This window comes from Methylorubrum thiocyanatum (assembly GCA_014138645.1).
Classification (GTDB): Bacteria; Pseudomonadota; Alphaproteobacteria; order Rhizobiales; family Beijerinckiaceae; genus Methylobacterium; species Methylobacterium thiocyanatum.
On the sequence record JACJIB010000001.1, the window covers coordinates 125354 to 143063 of the forward strand.

Genomic DNA, 17710 nt, shown 5'->3' on the forward strand with positions numbered 1-17710 from the left:
CGCAGCCGTAGCCGCCCCCGTCGGCCAAGGGCGGGCCCGGACCGCGAAGTCGGCGGCTCCCCGTTCCCGCGAAATGCTGTAGAGGGACGGACGATACCCTCGTCCGACTCTTCCGCTGGCCCTGGCCCCATGTCCGCAACCGACCCCGCGCTCCGCCCTCAGCCGCGTCCCGGCGTGCTCGCCATCGAGGCCTACGTGCCCGGCAAGAGCGCCGCGCCGGGTGTCGCGAAGATCCACAAGCTCTCCTCCAACGAGACGCCGCTGGGGCCGAGCCCGCGGGCGATCGAGGCCGTGCATGCCGAGGCCGCGACGCTCGCTCTCTATCCCGATGGCAGCGCGACCCGCCTGCGCACGGCGATCGGCGCCCGCTACGGGATCGATCCCGCCCGCATCGTCTGCGGCGCCGGCTCGGACGAGCTGCTGACGCTGCTGGCGCTGGCCTTCGTCGGCCCGGGGGACGAGGGCATCTTCTGCGAGCACGGCTTCCTCGTGTACCGCATCGCGATCCTGACGGCCGGCGGCACCCCGGTGGTGGCGCCGGAGACGAACCTCACGGCGGATGTCGACGCGATCCTCGCCGCGGTCACGCCCCGCACCCGGATCGTGTTCCTGGCCAATCCCAACAACCCGACCGGCACCTACCTGCCGTTCGAGGAGGTGCGCCGCCTGCAGGCCGGCCTGCCCGGCAATGTGCTGCTCGTGCTCGACGGCGCCTATGCCGAGTACGTGCGCGCCAACAACTACACCGCCGGCCTCGAAATGGCGCTCGACGCCGCGAACGTCGTGATGACGCGCACCTTCTCGAAGATCCACGGATTGGCCGCGCAGCGCATCGGCTGGATGGTCGGGTCCGAGGCCGTGGTCGATGCGATCAACCGCATCCGGGGACCGTTCAATCTCTCGGCGGGCGGCATCGCCGCCGGCGCGGCGGCGATCGCCGACGAGGCCCATGTCGCGGCGGCGGTGGCCCACAACGACGAATGGCTCGCCTGGCTCACCCGCGCGGTCGAGGCGCTCGGCCTCACCGTGACGCCGAGCGTCGGCAACTTCCTGCTCGTCCACTTCCCGGAGGAGCCCGGCCGCACCGCCGCGGAGGCCGACGCGCACCTGACGCAAGCGGGCGTGATCGTGCGGCGGGTGTCCTCCTACGGGTTGCCCAATGCCCTGCGGGTGACGGTCGGCAGCGAGGAGGCCAACCGCGCCTTCATCGATGCGCTGACTTCGTTTCTCGGAGGCTCTCGTTCGTGACGACGGTCGTGGACCGTCTCGCCATCGTCGGGCTCGGCTTGATCGGCTCCTCGATCGCCCGCGGCGCCCGCACCTACGGGCTGGCGCGGGAGATCGTGGCGATCGACCGCGATGCGGGGGTGATCGAGCGGGTGAAGGCGCTGGGACTGGCCGAGGTGGCGAGCTCCGAAGCCTCGGCCGTGGCCGGGGCCGATCTCGTCATCCTGTGCGTGCCGGTGGGCGCCATCGGCGACGTGGCCGCGCAGATCGCGCCGCATCTGAAGCCCGGCGCCGTCGTCTCCGATGTCGGCTCGGTGAAGGCCGCGGTGGTGGCGGCCGTCACACCGCATCTCTCTGAAGACAACCCGTTCGTGCCGGCGCACCCGGTGGCGGGCACCGAGTACTCGGGGCCCGATTCGGGCTTCGCCACCCTGTTCTCGAACCGCTGGTGCATCCTGACGCCGCCGGAGGGCGCGGATCCGGCTGCCGTCGAACGGGTGCAGGGCCTGTGGCAGGGCTTGGGCGCCATCGTCGAGACGATGACGCCGGAGCACCACGACCTCGTGCTCGCCATCACCAGCCACGTGCCGCATCTGATCGCCTACAACATCGTCGGCACGGCGGCCGACCTCGAAGCCGTCACGCAGTCGGAGGTGATCAAGTTCTCCGCCGGCGGCTTTCGCGACTTCACCCGCATCGCCGCCTCCGACCCGACCATGTGGCGCGACATCTTCCTGACCAACCGCGAGGCGGTGCTGGAGATGCTCGGGCGCTTCAACGAGGATCTGTCGGCGCTCTCGCGGGCGATCCGCTGGGGCGACGGCGAGGCCCTGCACGACCTGTTCACCCGCACCCGGGCAATCCGCCGCGGCATCGTCGCCATGGGTCAGGAGACGGCGGAGCCGGATTTCGGCCGCGCCCGCAACGCGGCGGCGCCCGCGGCGAAGCAGAGCTGAAGGAGAGAGCGCCCGCGATGCGGACCTTTGCCATCGTCGCCGTCGTCGAGGGGACGGCGCCCGATCTGTTCGAGTGGCTCGCCTTCCACCGGGCCGTCGGCGTGCGCCACTTCGTGATCTACGACAACGGCCTCGACAGCGAGGCCGCCGCGCTCCTGAAGGCGCACGAGGCGATCGGCGTCACCACCCTGCCCTGCCCGACACGCATCGACCGTGCGCCGAAATTCGCCGCCTACGAGCATTTTCTCGCCTCGCGGGCGCGGCTGTTCCGCTTCGCCGCCTTCCTCGATCTCGATGCTGTCCTGATGCCGGCTCCCGGCCGCCCGATCGACCGCTGGCTCGCCCGCATCCCGGCCCATGCCGGCGCGGTCATGGTCAACCGGCGCGTCTTCGACACGGCGGCGCCGGAAGGCCCCCCCGGCGGGCTCCTGCTGCGCCGTTTCCCCCATGGTCTCACCGAGAGCGCGGAGAACCGCGTCGTCACCGCGATCTACCGGCAGGGCGCCATCAGCTCGATCCGCGACACGAATCTGGTGGAGCTGGTCCAGGGCGAGCGGCTGATGAGCGATTTCAGCCCCGCCGAGCCGGACCCGCACCGGCCCGACGCGGTCCGCGGCGTGCGGCACGGGGAGATCCGGCTGAACCATTATCCCCGCCCCCCCTCGGGGTTGTCCGCCGCCGGGGCGCACCCGGAGACCGAGCCCTGCCGTCGGACGGAGAGCTGGATCGGGCCGACCCTCGACGCGATGCGCCATATCCTGGCCTACATGGACAAGGCAGCGCCGACCGTGGCCGCGCAGTTGCGGACCCGCATGTCCGCCGTGCCCGAACTGGCCGAGCCGGTCACACCGCGGGCGCACCGCCTCTGGCGCCTCCACAACCTTCACAGGCCGCGGATCGAGGCCGCGGGCCGCTATGTCCGCCGAACGATCTTCGGGACACCCCGGCCCTGGTAGCAGGAGGCGGAGGAGGCGCCGGGGCGATGCATCGCCCTATGCCGCGATCCGGATCGTGGAGGTGATCTCGTCCACCTCGCTCGACAGGTAGCCCGCATTTTCTCCGCAGTCGCCTTCGGTGAAAAGCGCCGGGCGGCCGGTGCTCAGTACAACGCCGGCAGCACCACGTTCGGCACGGGCAGCGGCCCGAGCATCAGGCGCCCGTCGCCGAGCCGCAGCGTCGGCAGGGGCTTGAGGCCGTTGGGACTGTCCGCCGCCTGCGCCTCACCGGAGGCATCCTCGCGCTTGCGCAGGCCGCCCAGGAACTGGCCGACGAGGTTGCCGATCAGCGCGCCCTTATCCGAACCGAAGCGCTGGCCCATCACCTGCCCGACCAGGGCTTCGAGCCCCACGGCACGGATGTCGAAGCGTCCCTCGGGGCGATGCGCCTCGTCGAGGCCGACCTCGCCCTTGGCCTGGAGGCGGCGCTCGCCCTTGGCGACGGAGAGGCGCGTCACGTCGAGGCGTCCGTCGGCCTGACGCCATTTCTCCAGTTCCCGCGCCACCGTGCCGGTGCGCAGCACGGTGGCGCGCTCGATGGTGGTGTCGAGATCGACATCGGCCGGGTCGCTGCTGCCGCTCAGGGCATCGAGTTGCGGCACGGCGGCCTTGGCGAGGCGCAGGCTGACATCGACGGCGCCGTCGCTGTCGAAGCGGCCGGGGGTGGGCCGGGCGTGCAGTTCGAGGTGCTGCGCGGCGAAGTCCACCGGGCCCGGATCGGGCGATTGCACCCGGCCCTTCGGGCCGTCGATGACAAGGGAGACGCGGCTGAAGCCGTTCGAGGCGGCGTGGAAGCTCGCTTCCAGGGAGGTCCAGGTCACGTCGGCGCTCAGGTCGCCCTGCTCGACGTGGAAGGGTCCATCGACTTCGAGCACGACGTGGCGCGGATCGTAGACCTGCAGCACGGCGGTGGTCGGCCCGAGGGTGAAGCGGCCGTCCGAGCGGGCGAAGCGCAAAGCGGCGCAGCGCAGTTCGAGGCGGAAGGGGTAGCCGGTGATCGAGCGGTCGGCGCAGGTCCATTGGCGGCCGGCCTGGGCCTCGCGGGCGAGCCACGCATCCATCTCGCTCTCGGCCTTGCCGCGGATGAAGAACCACGCGGCGGTCCAGGCGACAACGAGGGCGGCGAGCAGGATGTAGGGCAGGAACAGGCCGATCCGTCTGCGCGGCCGCGGGACCGGTCCGCCGGAAATCGGTTCGGGTGTCTGCGCCATCGGCCTCGTTCCTGCGCGGTCCGGCAGAACCGGCCGGACGCCCCCGTGTTTGGAGAGAGGGGCGGCGCAAGGCAAGGGCCCTGCCCGCTCGCCACCCGTCACGGGCTGGAGAGCGCGGGCGGCCCGGATACCGGTCAGGCGGTCGCCGGCTCCGTATCGGCGGCGAGGTCGGCCACGACGGCACGCCGCTCGTCCTCGCTCTCGGCGAGGCGGTGAACGTGCATCTCGGTGGCGCCCTCCTGGCGGGCGCGGGCCAGCCAGTTGCGGTGCAGGCGCTCGCGCGGCCCCTTGCCGGCCGCGGCGATCGAGACGGCCTGGGCGATGCCGGTGTCGTCGCGCCGCACAGCGATCACCACCGCCTCGTCGACCTCCGCGAGTTCGGGTTCGGCCAGCTCGTGGACGCCGACGACGTAGCGCCGGCCGGACCGCCCGCGCCACGCGCTGAGGGCGGGGGCGGCAGGGCCGCGCAGGCCCGCCATGGTTCGGAGACGCTCCTCGCGCACATCCGCTCTCCGGGATCGATCGTCCTTCAGATCGCGGAGCGCGACCGACCAGGACAGGGCTCGTTTGTTCGCCATTTGTTCTGTTCTACGACGCTCGTCCGATCGCCGTCAAGGCGCTGGTTCGGAACGGGTTCCGGGGTCAGTTTAAGGTGGGAATCGCCGCGCGGTTCCACAAGCGGAGACGGCGGCTTGCCGCCTGCGATGTTCCGTTTCGATCGATCGAACATCGTCTCGCCGCACAGCCTTCGTAAAGCATGGATCTGGCAGGGTGACCGGGCGCGGTGCCTGCCGTACAAGCGGAGCCGTGCCGCCGCGCGCCAGGGTCCGGGCGCAGGTTGTCCAGACGGGAAGACGTGATGCGGCGGGGAGTAGCCTTGGGGCGTGGAATGCGTGTGGCGACGAGCAGGCCGGGGGTTCGAATCGCGCGGCTTGCGCTCGCCGCGGGTCTCGCGCTGAATCTCGGCGCCTGTTTCCGCCCGCTCTACGGACCGACCGCCTCGGGCGAGTCGATGCAGGGCCTGCTCGCGGCGATCCAGGTCGAGGACGTCAACATGGCGCAGGATCAAGAGCGCCTCGGCCATTATCTGCGCAGCGAGCTGATCTTCGATCTCGACGGCTCGGGCCAGCCCGCCGTGCCCAAGCGCTACCGGCTGACGATGCAGGGCTCCGAACAGGTGCAGACGCCGATCGTCTCCTCGACCACGGCGCGGGCGGAGGCCGGCACCATCGTCGGCACCGTGAAGTTCTCCCTGGAAAGCCTGGACGGGCGCCGCGTCCTCACCGAGGGCGTCGCCACGGGCACCGCCACCTACGATCGCTCGATCCAGCGCTTCGCTTCGCTGCGCGCCGCGCGCGACGCCGAGATCCGCCTCGCCAAGGTGCTGGCCGACCAGATCAAGACTCGGATCGCCTCCGTCCTCACCGTCAAGCCGAACCCCTGACGGCGGCTGCATGACGGCGGTCAAGGCCGGCGACGTCGAGGGGCTGGTCCGGCGCGGCCCCGATCCGCGCATCGCGGTGGTGCTGGTCTACGGGCCGGATACCGGCCTCGTCGCCGATCGGGCGGCGCGGCTGGTGCGGGGCATGGTGGCCGATCCCGACGATCCCTTCGCCCTGATCAAGATCGACGGCGACACCCTCGCTGCCGATCCGGGCCGGCTGGTGGACGAGGCCGGTACCGTCGGCCTGTTCGGCGGCAGCCGCACGATCTGGGTGCGCTCCGGCAGCCGCAACTACGCCCCCGCCGTCGATGCGGTGCTGAAGGCACCGACCGAGGGGGCCCGCATCGTGGTGGAGGCGGGCGACCTCGCCCGCTCGGCCCCCCTGCGCACCCTCTGCGAGGGCTCGGCCAAGGCGCTCGCCCTGCCCTGCTACCCCGACGACGAGCGCACGCTCGCCGACCTCATCGAGCGCACGCTGCAGGAGGACGGCCTGCGGATCGACCGCGATGCCCGCGACCTGCTGGCGGGCAGCCTCGGCAGCGATCGCCGCGCCAGCCTTTCCGAGATCGGCAAGCTCGCCCTCTATGCCCGCGGCCAGGGCAGCGTCGGCGTCGAGGACGTGGAAGCCATCGTCAGCGATGTCGGTGCGAGCGTTCTCAACGCGCTGATCGATGCAGCCTTCGCCGGACGCGCGGGCGAAGCCGAGCGCGAATACCGCCGTTTCCGCCACGAGGGAATGGATCCCTCAGCGATGCTGGGCGCCGGCCTGCGGCACGCCCTGACCCTGCTGTCGCTGCGTCTCGACAATCCGCGCGGCAGCGCGAGCCAGCTCGTCGCCAACTGGCGCGGCTTGCATTTCCGCCGCAAGGCGCTGGCCGAGACCCAGCTCAGCCGCTGGTCGGCGCCGGGATTGCAGCAGGCGGTGGCTTGGCTTCAGGACGCGGTTCTCGCCTGCCGCCGCTCGGAACCGGATCTGGCCCATGCGCAGGCGCAGGGCGTGTTCCTGCGGATCGCCATCGAGGCGTCACGGCGGCGCGGCTGAGCCGGTCACCGCTCGGTTCTGAACAGGACGGTTCGGCGCCGAGCGGCGCCGACCTCCTCGCACCGTCCCGTTCGTGGATCGATCAGGCCCCGCCGAGCTTGCGGCAGAGCGCGTCGCGCTCCTCGGCGCTGGCGTAGCGGATGCGGATCTCGCCCTCCCCGCTCGCCTTGGCCTTCACCGCGACGCTGTAGCCGAGCGCCCGGCCCAGCACGTCCTCCAGGGAGCGCAGGGCGGCGTCGCCCTCGGCGGAGCGGCGCGGGCGGCCGGGTCGGGGCGCGTCGTCCTGCGGGGCTTCGGCCGCGGCCAACGCTTCGACCTCGCGCACCGACATCCCCTCGGCCACGATGCGGCGGGCCACGGCCTCCGGATCGCGCACGGAGAGAAGCGCGCGGGCATGGCCGGCGGTGATCTCGCTGGCGATCACCCGATCCTGAATCGCCGGCGGAAGCTGGAGCAGGCGCAGCGTGTTGGCGAGGTGGCTGCGGCTCTTGCCGAGCAGGTCGGCGAGTTCGGCCTGCGTGTACTTGAACTCGCCCATCAGCCGCTCGTAGCCCGACGCCTCCTCGATGGCGTTCAGGTCGGCGCGCTGGACGTTCTCCAGGATCGCGTATTCGAGCGAGGTGCGGTCGTCGATCTCGACGACCACCACCGGCACCTCGTTGAGGCCCGCCCGCTGGGCCGCGCGCCAGCGCCGCTCGCCGGCCACGATCTCGAAGGTCCCAGGCACGCCCGAGAGCGCGCGCACGACGATCGGTTGGATCACGCCGCGCTGGCGGATCGAGGCGGCCAGTTCGTCGAGTTCCGGTTCCGAGAAGCGGCGGCGCGGATTGCGCGGGTTCGGGCGCAGGAACTCCACCGCCACCTTGCGTTGCGGGTGGCCGGAGGTACGGGCCGCCTCCTCGGGCGCGTCGTCGGAAAAGTCGCCGATCAGCGCCGCAAGACCGCGCCCGAGCCGCGGCCGCGCCGTATCATCCGCCATTGCCACGATCTAAACTCCAAACCTTTGAATGACTTAAGCGGCGGCCGCGGGCGGGGGCGCCCGGCCCTCGCGCTGGATCACTTCCGAGGCGAGCCGCAGATAGGCCTGCGAGCCGGCGCATTTGAGGTCGTAGAGGAGCACCGGCTTGCCGTGCGACGGCGCTTCCGACACGCGCACGTTGCGCGGGATCATGGTCTCGTAGACCTTGTCGCCCATGAAGCCGCGGACGTCGGCGACGACCTGGGTCGAGAGGTTGTTGCGCGGGTCGTACATGGTCAGCACGACGCCCTGGATCTGGAGCTTGGGATTCAGCGCCCCGCGCACCTGCTCGACGGTGCGCAGCAACTGGCTCAGGCCTTCGAGGGCGAAGAACTCGCATTGCAGCGGCACCATTACCGCGTCGGCGGCGGCCAGCGCGTTGATGGTGAGCAGGTTGAGCGAGGGCGGGCAGTCGATCAGCACGTAGCTGACGGGCTCGATCCCCTCCGGCGTCGTGAGTTCGCGCAGGATGTTGCGCAGGCGATGCGCCCGGTCCGGCGCGCTCGCGAGTTCGAGCTCGAGTCCGAGCAGGTCCATGGTCGAGGGCGCCACGGAAAGGCGCGGTACCGCCGTCGGCGTGATCGCCTCCGCCAGCGACGCCTCGCCCGCCATGACGTGATAGGTCGAGACCTTGCGGCGGCGGCGGTCGATGCCGAGGCCGGTCGAGGCGTTGCCCTGCGGGTCGAGGTCGATCACCAGCACCTGCTCGCCGATGGCGGCGAGCGCCGTGCCCAGATTGATCGCCGTGGTCGTCTTGCCGACGCCGCCCTTCTGGTTGGCGAGCGCGAGCACGCGGAGCGGTTTGGCTTGAGCAGGAGCCGCCTGGGCCGGGACGGCCGTGGATGAATCGGTCATGGGTCCACGCGGGAAAGCGACGTGACGCGCACGATCCGTGCCTGCGAGTCGGTGCGGCTCGGAATCAGGTCGCGGGCGAATGTCCACGCATCCTCGGCCTCGGTCAATTCCGCGGCTGCATCACGGCCCTTCGGAAACAGCCCGACGGTGCCGCTTGTCAACAAAGGTTCGCTCCACGCCAGCAGTTGCGTGAGCGGGGCAAGCGCACGGGCACAGACGATGTCGATGCCGGCGCGGTGTCCGATGACCGCTTCGATGCGCGCGTTGTGCACGGTGACCGGGGCGCCCGTGAGGCGCGCGGTCTCGGAGAGGAAAGCGCATTTGCGCGCATTGCTCTCGACGAGTTCGACGTGGAAGCCACTGCGCCCCCTCCCGGCGATGGCGAGGATCAGGCCCGGAATGCCGGCGCCCGATCCGAGATCGAGCCAGCGCCGTGCCTCCGGGGCGATGGTCAGCAGTTGCAGCGCGTCGGCGACGTGACGCTGCCAGACCTCGGCCAGTGTTGCCGGGCCGACCAGGTTCTTCACCGCTTGCCAGCGGGTCAACTGAGCAACGTAGAGGTCGAGAGCCTGAGCTGTTTCACGTGAAACATTGTGCTCGGTGAGCACACGGCTGCGCAGATCAGTGCTCATCCGTCGCGATGGTCCACGTCGTGTCGCTGGTAGACCGCCCGGCGGATGTGGTCGGCCGGCTGGTTTTCTCGGGACGAGATCCGCATCGCCCTCACGCCGTCGCCTGCGTCCGGCCGCGGCGCGCATGGGCGGCGAGCAGGGTCAGGGCGGCCGGGGTGACGCCCTCGATGCGCGCCGCCTGCCCCAGGGTCGTCGGACGCACGCCGTCGAGCTTCACCCGCATCTCGTTCGAGAGGCCGGCAATCGTGCCGTAATCGAGGGCGGCCGGCAGGCGCACGGCCTCGTCGCGGCGGAACGCGGTGATGTCGGCCTGTTGCCGGTCGAGATAGACTGCGTAGGTCGCATCCGTCTGCAGCCGCTCGGCGATCCGCGGTGGCACCGCCGCCAGGTCCGGCCAGATCGCCGCGAGCCGGTCCCAGCCGATCTCGGGATAGGACAGGAGCTGGAAGGCGTTGCGGCGCAGGCCGTCGCGGTTGAGGGCGAGGCCGTGAGCGGCGGCCTCGTTCGGCGTCAGGCTCAACGCGTCGAGACGGGCCCGTGCCTTCGAGAGCGCCCCCTGCGAGGCGGCGAAATGCGCGGCGCGAACCGAGCCGACGCAGTCCAAAGCCGCGCCGCGGGGCGTGAGACGCTCGTCGGCATTGTCGACGCGCAGGCTCAGCCGGTACTCCGAACGCGAGGTGAACATGCGGTAGGGCTCGCTCACCCCGTGGGTGACGAGGTCGTCGATCATCACGCCGAGATAGGATTCGGCCCGGTCGAAGACCGCCAGTTCGGACGCGCCTGCGAGCCGCGCCGCGTTGAGCCCGGCGACCAATCCCTGCCCCGCCGCCTCCTCGTAGCCGGTGGTGCCGTTGATCTGGCCGGCCAGGAACAGGCCCGGCAGGCGCTTGGTCTGGAGCGTCGCATCGAGCTCGCGCGGATCGACGTAATCGTACTCGATGGCGTAGCCGGGCCGCAGGATGCGGGTGCGCTCGAGACCCGGAATGGCGGCGATGATGTCCGCCTGAACCGCTTCGGGAAGTGCGGTCGAGATGCCGTTCGGGTAGACCGTCGGGTCGTCGAGACCTTCGGGCTCAAGGAAGATCTGGTGACCCTCGCGGTCGCCGAACCGCACGACCTTGTCCTCGATCGAGGGGCAGTAGCGGGGGCCCCGGCTGCTGATGCCGCCGGAATACATCGGTGAGCGGTGCAGGTTTTCACGGATCAGATCGTGGACCCGTTGCGTCGTGCGGGTGATGCCGCAGGCGATCTGCGGCGTGGTGATCCGCTCGGTCAGGGTCGAGAACGGCACCGGATCCGCATCCGCGTGCTGCATCTCCAGCGCGGCCCAGTCGATGGTGCGTCCGTCGAGGCGCGGCGGCGTGCCGGTCTTCAGCCGGCCGAGGCGGAAGCCGTGCCGGTCGAGGGTCCGGGCCAGTCCGAGCGCCGGCTCCTCGCCAACGCGGCCGGCGGGGATCTGCCGCTCGCCGATATGGATCAGCCCGCGCAGGAAGGTGCCCGTGGTGATGACCACCGCCCCTGCCGCGAGGCGCCGCCCATCGGCGAGCATCGCGCCCGCCACGCGGCCCGCTTCCACGATGAGGTCGTCGGCCTCCCCCTCGATCACGGTGAGGCCGGGCGTCTCCGCCACCGCCGCCTGCATGGCACGGGCATAGAGTGCCCGGTCGGCCTGGGTGCGGGGGCCGCGCACGGCTGGTCCCTTGCGGCGGTTGAGCAGGCGGAACTGGATGCCGGCGGCGTCGGCGACGCGGGCCATCAGCCCGTCGAGGGCATCGACCTCGCGCACAAGGTGGCCCTTGCCCAGGCCGCCGATGGCCGGGTTGCAGGACATCGTGCCGATGGTCTCGGCCCGATGGGTGACCAGTGCGGTGCGGGCACCGACGCGCGCGGCCGCTGCGGCCGCCTCGACGCCGGCATGACCGCCGCCGACGACGATGACGTCGTAACGGGTGGACTCTGCGTGCATGGTCCGTGCTTACGCGCGGGCCGGCGAGAAGGTCAACGCGGCGTTTGCCTCCGGCTCATCGACCTCGGGACAAGCGCTGAGCGGAAAGGCAGCGCAGGTCTTGCGCCGAGGCGGCGGGAAGGCGCGTCATCGCGGCTCTTGGAACCGCATGAATCGCGCGCTTCTCGGCTGGGTCGTGTCTGGCCCCGACGGCGTCGTAGGCGTTCCTGTGAGAGCGGCTCAGGCGGCGGACCAGCGGACGTCCTTGGCGGCCGAGGCGAGGCAGGGACGAATCCGGAGATCGATGCAGAAGGCCGAAGCGGTCGCCTCCTCCGTCACTTCCAGGGACCACGTGTCGCCGAGATGCAGACGGTCGCCCGACTCCTTGAGGAGAGAGCCGGCGTAGCGGACGGCTTCGCGCAGGGCCACGTCGAGGCTGGCACAGTCCAGTCCCTCGTCATCCGCGAAGTTGAGACCGTCGTTCACGTTGAAGAAGTACTTTGGCATATTGCGTTCGCAGGTTGGGCGTATAGTCAGCAATCATGCCCGATGGCCCCGCGCGAATAAAGGCTAGTTTGGAAAATTTATTGAGCACTTTTTGCTCAATCGTCGAGATCGCACTCTCTTGTCTGGCAAAAACTGCTCACCGGCGAATGCTTTGGCGGAAGGTATAATCATGCATTATGGCCGATGCGGGCGTGACATGTTGGGAGTATGGAAGCGCGATTGGAAGAGATTTCGGCGAGATCGCTGTCGTTATTCTGCATGTTGGATCGCGCAGTGCGTTGCAGGTTTGCCGCGTCGACGGAAGAATGAGCCGAAGTCGCTCAGATCGCTTCCCGCCGCCTGACATCTCTGCGCCGGCATCCACGAATACGGTGATCAGAGCTTTTGGCCTTCGAGTGACGGCAGCCCCTGGAACGTGCAGGCGCGCCCGTGCCCTGGCAATGATCTCGAAGGGCTCGATCGGGGTGGATGCCGCGCCCTCAGGCATGACAGGGCGGTCGCGGTGCGTCGGCGGGCGGGGATCGGCGTTCGGATCGCCGAGGGAAACCGAATCGCCGTGTTCAGGCGCTCGCGCGGCGCATCCCTATTTCCCGATGCAGAAACCGGCGAAGAGGCGGTCCAGCATCTCTTCGACCCCGACATGGCCGCCGACTTCGCCGAGCGCGCGGACGGCCAATCGCAGATCCTCCGCGACCAGTTCCGGCGGGAAGCCGGCGGGGGCGGTCGCGACGCGGTCGAGATGCCCAGCCGCCCGCGACAGCGCCTCCCGGTGCCGTTCGCGGGTGACGAGGGCATCATCTCCACCGAGGGCAGACGCCGCCGATCCCTGGATGGCATCGAGAAGGGCGTCGAGCCCCGCCCCGGTCACGGCGGAGACGGCAAGGCCGCCCTCCCCCGGAGCCCCGGACGGAAGATCGCTCTTGGTCCGGACGCGCAGGACGGGCACCTCCGCAAAGTCTTCGGGGCCGGCCTCACCATCCGCCGGCACAAGATGGAGCACGAGGTCGGCGCTGCGGATGCGGTGGTGCGTCCGCTTCACGCCCTCCGCTTCGATCACATCCGCCGTCTCCCGCAGGCCCGCCGTATCGACCAGAACCACCGGCAGACCGCCGAGATCGCAGCGCACTTCGATGGCGTCGCGGGTCGTGCCCGGGATGTCCGAGACGATGGCGGCGTCGCGCCCGCTCAGGGCGTTGAGCAGCGTGGATTTCCCGGCATTGGGTGCCCCGGCCAGCACCACGCAGAAACCCTCGCGCAGGCGTTCTCCCCGGCGCCCGTCGGCCAGCGTCGCTCGGATCGCGTCGCGCAGGGCCGCGGCGCGCCCGGCGAGGGCGGCGTCGAGGCCGTCCTCGTCCACATCGCCCTCGTCGGCGAAGTCGAGGGCGGCCTCCGCGCCGGCGAGCAATTCGATGCCGGTCTCGCGCCACGCGGCGACCTGACGGCCGAGGGCGCCGTCGAGCTGGCGCAGGGCCTGGACGCGCTGCGCCTCGGTCTCGGCGTCGATGAGATCGGCGATGCCCTCGGCTTCGGTCAGGTCGATCCGCCCGTTGAGGAAGGCGCGGCGGCTGAACGCTCCGGCCTCCGCCGGCCGGCATCCCGGCACCCGTCCCAGCGCCCGGAGTACGGCGGCACGCACGGCAAGACCGCCGTGGAGATGCAGCTCGGCCATGTCCTCGCCGGTCGCGGTGGCGGGGCCCGGCAGCCACGCGACGAGCGCCTGATCGAGGATGTTTCCGGTCCCGGGATCGCGCAGGCGGCGCAGGGAGAGGCGGCGCGGCTCCGGACGTCCGCCGGCCAGCTGATCGAGCGCCGGCCCCGCCGCCGGCCCGCTGACGCGCACCACCGCCACCGCCGCGCGGCCGAAGCCGCTCGCCGGGGCAAAGATGGTCTCCTCACGGACGGGGAGGGCGTCGGTCATGGTCTCGCGGTCCGTCCCGCCGGCCTCCCCGGGGGAGGAGGGGCCGGCGCTTCAATACGATCGCTTCGAGCGGGCGGTCACACGACCAGGTTCACGATCCGCCCCGGCACGACGATGATCTTCTTCGGGGCACGGCCTTCGAGGGCGCGCTGCACCGGCTCAAGGGCGAGCGTCGCTGCCTCGACCGCCTTGGCGTCGGCATCGCGCGGCACGGTCACGTCCGCCCGCTTCTTGCCGTTGATCTGGACCGGCAGGGTGATCTCGTCCTCGACCAGCAGGGCCTGATCGGCGACCGGCCAGGAGGCTTCGGCGACGAGTCCCTCCCCGCCCAGCAGGCGCCAGCACTCCTCGGCCAGATGCGGCATCATCGGCGCGATGAGCTGCACGAGGATACGGGCCGCCTCGCCTGCCGCCGCCGTCGAGGCGCCGCCGCGCAGACCCTCGTCGAGGGCGTTGGCGAGGGTGTAGATGTGGGCGACGCAGCGGTTGAAGCGCAGGCGCTCGATGTCCTCGCCGACCGCGGCCAGCGCCTTGTGGGCGGCCTTGCGCAGGGTGGCGTCGGCCGTGCCGCCGGGCCCGTTCGCGGCCGCCGCGCCGTGGACCAGACGCCAGACACGCTGGACGAAGCGTGCGGCACCCTGCACCCCCTCCTCCGTCCAGATCACGTCGCGCTCGGGCGGCGAGTCGGAGAGCATGAACCAGCGGGCAGTGTCGGCGCCGTAGCTGGCGATGATGTCGTCGGGATCGACGACATTCTTCTTCGACTTCGACATCTTCTCCGTTGGGCCGATCTCAACGGCCAAGCCGGTTTTCACGTGAAATGCCTTGCGCTCCCCGCCCTGGGCTTCGAAGCGGATCTCGGCGGGCGGCACCCAGGCGCCGGCCGGATCCTTGTAGGTCTCGTGGACGACCATGCCCTGCGTGAACAGGCCGGCGAACGGCTCCGACACGCCGGCCCAGCCGGTCGCCTGCATCGCCCGCATGAAGAAGCGCGAGTAGAGCAGGTGCAGGATCGCGTGCTCGACGCCGCCGATATACTGGTCGACCGCGAGCCAGTGATCGACGGTCTTGCGGTCGGTCGGCGCGTCCGTGAGCCAGGGGGCGGTGAAGCGGGCATAGTACCAGGACGAATCGACGAAGGTGTCCATGGTGTCGGTTTCGCGCCGGGCCGCCTGACCGCAGCGCGGGCACGGCACCTGCCGCCACGCATGGTCGCGCTCCAGCGGGTTGCCGGGCTGGTCGAACGAGACCTCGTCGGGCAGCTTCACCGGCAGATCGTCCACCGGCACCGGGACGGGGCCGCAGGCGTCGCAGTGGATGATCGGGATCGGGCAGCCCCAGTAGCGCTGACGCGAGACGCCCCAGTCGCGCAGGCGGAACTGCACCTTTCGGCGCGCGACGGGGGCGCCCGCCAGCATCTCGCTCTCCAGCCGGTCGGCGACGGTCTTGAACGCCTCGTCCGTGGTCATGCCGTCGAGGAAGCGCGAATGGATCATCCGCCCGTCACCGTCATAGGCGGTGTCGGTGATGACGAAGGTCGCCGGGTCCTGCCCCTCGGGGCAGACCACCGGCGTGTTGCCGAGCCCGTACTTGTTGGAAAAGTCGAGGTCGCGCTGGTCGTGGGCGGGACAGCCGAACACGGCGCCGGTGCCGTATTCCATCAGCACGAAGTTCGCGACGAAGACCGGCAGCGCCCAGGACGGATCGAGCGGGTGGCGCACGGTGAGCCCGGTGTCGAAACCGAGCTTCTCGGCGGTGTCGATCGCCTCCTGTGCCGTGCCGATGCGGCGGCACTCCTCCGCGAAGGTCTGCAACTCCGCCGCCCTCGGGCCGGATTCGGCCAGCGCCTTCGCCAGCGGGTGATCGACGGAGATCGCCAGGAACTTGGCGCCGAACAGCGTGTCGGGCCGGGTGGTGTAGACCGTCAGCTCGTCCGTGCCGGCGAACGGCTGGGTCAGGGCGAAGCGCACCTCCAACCCTTCCGAGCGGCCGATCCAGTTGCGCTGCATCAGCCGCACCTTCTCCGGCCAGCGCTCCAGCCCGTCGAGGGCGTCGTGCAGATCCTGGGCGAAATCGGTGATCTTGAAGAACCACTGGGTCAGCTCGCGCTGCTCCACCAGCGCGCCCGAGCGCCAGCCGCGCCCGTCGATCACCTGCTCATTGGCGAGCACGGTGTGATCCACGGGATCCCAGTTCACCTTCGCCGTGCGGCGGGTGACGAGCCCCTTGGCCAGGAAGTCGAGGAACATCCGCTGCTGGTGCTTGTAGTAGCCGGGATCGCAGGTCGCGATCTCCCGGCTCCAGTCCAGCGACAGGCCCATGCTGTGGAGCTGCCCGCGCATGGTGGCGATGTTGGCGTAGGTCCAGTCCCGCGGGTTGACCTTGCGCTCCATGGCCGCGTTCTCGGCCGGCAGGCCGAAGGCGTCCCAGCCCATCGGGTGCAGCACGTTGTGGCCCTTGGCGCGCTTGTAGCGGGCCACCACGTCGCCCATGGCGTAGTTGCGCACGTGACCGATATGGATGCGCCCCGAGGGATAGGGGAACATCTCCAGCACGTAGTATTTCGGGCGCGGATCGTCGTTCTTGGTCTCGAACAGCTTGGCCGCGTCCCAGGCCTGCTGCCAGCGCGGCTCGGCGTCCTTGGCGTTGTAGCGCTCGTGCTGGCGCTCTTGCGCCGTCGGAAGGGGCTGTGCGGAATCGGTCATCGTGGGCGCCGGGATCAGCGGAAGAAGGGGGCAGGCCGCGCGACGGTGCCGCGGGAGCCGGAAGCCCGGCACGTAGCATATCCGGAGGCGTGCGGGTCAACGATCGGTGCGGCTCAGGTCTGCTGGTAGACGGCCACCACCCGGTCGAAGCGGCGTTCCGAGAGGTCGGTGTCGCGGATCAGGAAGTAGACGGTGCCCTCCCCGTCCGCCTGCAGGAAGTCGCCGACATCGATCTGCAGGAGCAGGCGCCAAGTCCGTTGGCCGGCCTCGATCTCGGCCCGGTGCGCCGCGATCCGGTCCCGGTCGAGATGCTGCACCCCGAAGCGGGTGACGACCTCCGCCTCGAAGCGCGGGTCGCTCTGCTCCGGCAGCGGTGAGCCGAGGAGCTGGTTGCGCCGGCCCGCATTGGCGACGCCGTGATAGCTGTCGAATGCTTTCGCGAAGAGATCCTGATACGCGTCTCGAAAGCCCGCCTCGTCGTCATCGCGGGCCAGCGCCGCCTTCAGGGCCGGCCGTGCCTCCATCTCCAGGCTCTCGACGGCCGGCGGGCGCAGAGTGGCGTGGAGGCGCACCGGCCGCGCCGGGCCGCCATAGGGCGTGCCGGAATCAGGCTTCGGGAGCGGCAGCTTGAACGCCCGGTTCACCGTCGCGATCTCCGCCCGGTGTGCCTCGGCCGCCCTTGCAAGATCGGGCGGCATGGCCTGGACCACGAGGCTCTCGCGCGGGCTCTCGTCCCAGATCACCCGGGCGGATCCGGTGCCGTTGTCCCAGGGGCCGGCGGTGAGATCGTAGAAGAACAGGAGCCGGCCCTGCCCCGGCAGGGCGGCGGCGGGCGTGTTCTGTCCCCTCGCTTGGCGCGCCGCTTCGCCGAGGTCGACCTGTGCGAAGAAGGCGTAGGGCAATTCCTTGCGGAAATGCCGTCGCATTGCCTCCCCGGCCTCCGCGTTGCCGCGCCCGGCAATGGCTTCCCCATCGGCCGGATTGGCCCGGCGCGGCCATGCGAGACCCGGCGGAAGGTCTGGTGTCCCGCCGATCCGCGTGCCGCCGAGGCTTTCCCTGCCCTCTGCTCTGTCACCCGCCTTGTCTCTCGGCAGCGGGCGGAACACGAGGGCCGGCTCGAGCGCCCCGACGATCATCTCCACCTGCGGACGCGAGAAGTACGGGGCAAGTTGGGCCTGGGCGTCGGCGGGCGTATCGAACATCGGGCGGGGCTTCTCCGTTTGCCTCGGGAGAGGCCAGCATATCGCGGGCAGGG

The 17710-nt window shown here is 70.6% G+C and carries 15 protein-coding genes; 5 read left to right on the forward strand and 10 right to left on the reverse strand.

Going from position 1 to position 17710, the window contains the following annotated elements; all coding sequences use genetic code 11:
- Positions 1-129 precede the first annotated feature (129 nt).
- From hisC to HNR51_RS00600, 3 genes are read left to right on the forward strand one after another with little or no spacing between them, the layout of a single operon-like run.
- Complete coding sequence (gene hisC, locus HNR51_RS00590) at positions 130-1248, forward strand: histidinol-phosphate transaminase (RefSeq protein ID WP_182553675.1); 1119 nt, start codon at positions 130-132, stop codon at positions 1246-1248.
- On the forward strand, positions 1245-2183 hold the full coding sequence (locus HNR51_RS00595) for a prephenate/arogenate dehydrogenase family protein (RefSeq protein ID WP_012453558.1): 939 nt from the start codon (positions 1245-1247) through the stop codon (positions 2181-2183). Before hisC ends, HNR51_RS00595 begins: the two co-directional genes overlap by 4 nt.
- A gap of 17 nt (positions 2184-2200) precedes the next feature.
- Positions 2201-3139: a glycosyltransferase family 2 protein gene (locus HNR51_RS00600; protein WP_182553676.1), complete on the forward strand. Its 939-nt coding sequence runs from the start codon at positions 2201-2203 to the stop codon at positions 3137-3139.
- Between the two features lie 143 nt (positions 3140-3282).
- Here HNR51_RS00600 and HNR51_RS00605 read toward each other — a convergent pair whose 3' ends face one another.
- Both HNR51_RS00605 and HNR51_RS00610 read right to left on the reverse strand, forming a co-directional pair.
- Positions 3283-4389, reverse strand: coding sequence for a DUF2125 domain-containing protein (locus HNR51_RS00605; protein WP_012453560.1), 1107 nt, complete (start codon positions 4387-4389; stop codon positions 3283-3285).
- A 134-nt stretch (positions 4390-4523) separates the two neighbouring features.
- Positions 4524-4868, reverse strand: a complete 345-nt coding sequence (locus HNR51_RS00610; protein WP_012453561.1) for a hypothetical protein — start codon at positions 4866-4868, stop codon at positions 4524-4526.
- Between the two features lie 410 nt (positions 4869-5278).
- Between HNR51_RS00610 and lptE the strand changes: the two genes are divergently transcribed.
- Together lptE and holA are read left to right on the forward strand one after the other, a co-directional pair.
- Positions 5279-5833, forward strand: a complete 555-nt coding sequence (lptE, locus tag HNR51_RS00615) for an LPS assembly lipoprotein LptE (RefSeq protein ID WP_041371202.1) — start codon at positions 5279-5281, stop codon at positions 5831-5833.
- 10 nt (positions 5834-5843) lie between these two features.
- Complete coding sequence (gene holA, locus HNR51_RS00620; protein ID WP_182553677.1) at positions 5844-6875, forward strand: DNA polymerase III subunit delta; 1032 nt, start codon at positions 5844-5846, stop codon at positions 6873-6875.
- A gap of 82 nt (positions 6876-6957) precedes the next feature.
- Here the strand turns inward: holA and HNR51_RS00625 are convergent, their stop codons facing one another.
- The 8 genes from HNR51_RS00625 to HNR51_RS00660 all read right to left on the reverse strand — a co-directional run bounded on the left by HNR51_RS00625 (position 6958) and on the right by HNR51_RS00660 (position 17657).
- Complete coding sequence (locus HNR51_RS00625) at positions 6958-7854, reverse strand: ParB/RepB/Spo0J family partition protein (protein ID WP_182553678.1); 897 nt, start codon at positions 7852-7854, stop codon at positions 6958-6960.
- A 33-nt stretch (positions 7855-7887) separates the two neighbouring features.
- Positions 7888-8748 (reverse strand): ParA family protein, encoded by an 861-nt coding sequence (locus HNR51_RS00630; protein ID WP_182553679.1) that lies wholly within the window; start codon positions 8746-8748, stop codon positions 7888-7890.
- Positions 8745-9380, reverse strand: coding sequence for a 16S rRNA (guanine(527)-N(7))-methyltransferase RsmG (rsmG, locus tag HNR51_RS00635; protein WP_182553680.1), 636 nt, complete (start codon positions 9378-9380; stop codon positions 8745-8747). The genes HNR51_RS00630 and rsmG overlap by 4 nt, the downstream gene beginning before the upstream one ends.
- A 91-nt stretch (positions 9381-9471) precedes the next feature.
- Entirely contained in the window at positions 9472-11346 is a 1875-nt protein-coding gene (gene mnmG, locus HNR51_RS00640) for a tRNA uridine-5-carboxymethylaminomethyl(34) synthesis enzyme MnmG (RefSeq protein ID WP_182553681.1), read from the reverse strand.
- A gap of 219 nt (positions 11347-11565) precedes the next feature.
- On the reverse strand, positions 11566-11832 hold the full coding sequence (locus HNR51_RS00645) for a DUF6894 family protein (RefSeq protein WP_012453568.1): 267 nt from the start codon (positions 11830-11832) through the stop codon (positions 11566-11568).
- Between the two features lie 583 nt (positions 11833-12415).
- Positions 12416-13750, reverse strand: coding sequence for a tRNA uridine-5-carboxymethylaminomethyl(34) synthesis GTPase MnmE (gene mnmE / locus HNR51_RS00650; RefSeq protein WP_182553682.1), 1335 nt, complete (start codon positions 13748-13750; stop codon positions 12416-12418).
- A gap of 77 nt (positions 13751-13827) precedes the next feature.
- Positions 13828-16455, reverse strand: a complete 2628-nt coding sequence (gene leuS, locus HNR51_RS00655) for a leucine--tRNA ligase (RefSeq protein WP_182553683.1) — start codon at positions 16453-16455, stop codon at positions 13828-13830.
- A gap of 113 nt (positions 16456-16568) precedes the next feature.
- Positions 16569-17657, reverse strand: a complete 1089-nt coding sequence (locus HNR51_RS00660) for a DUF1963 domain-containing protein (RefSeq protein WP_182553684.1) — start codon at positions 17655-17657, stop codon at positions 16569-16571.
- Positions 17658-17710 lie beyond the last annotated feature (53 nt).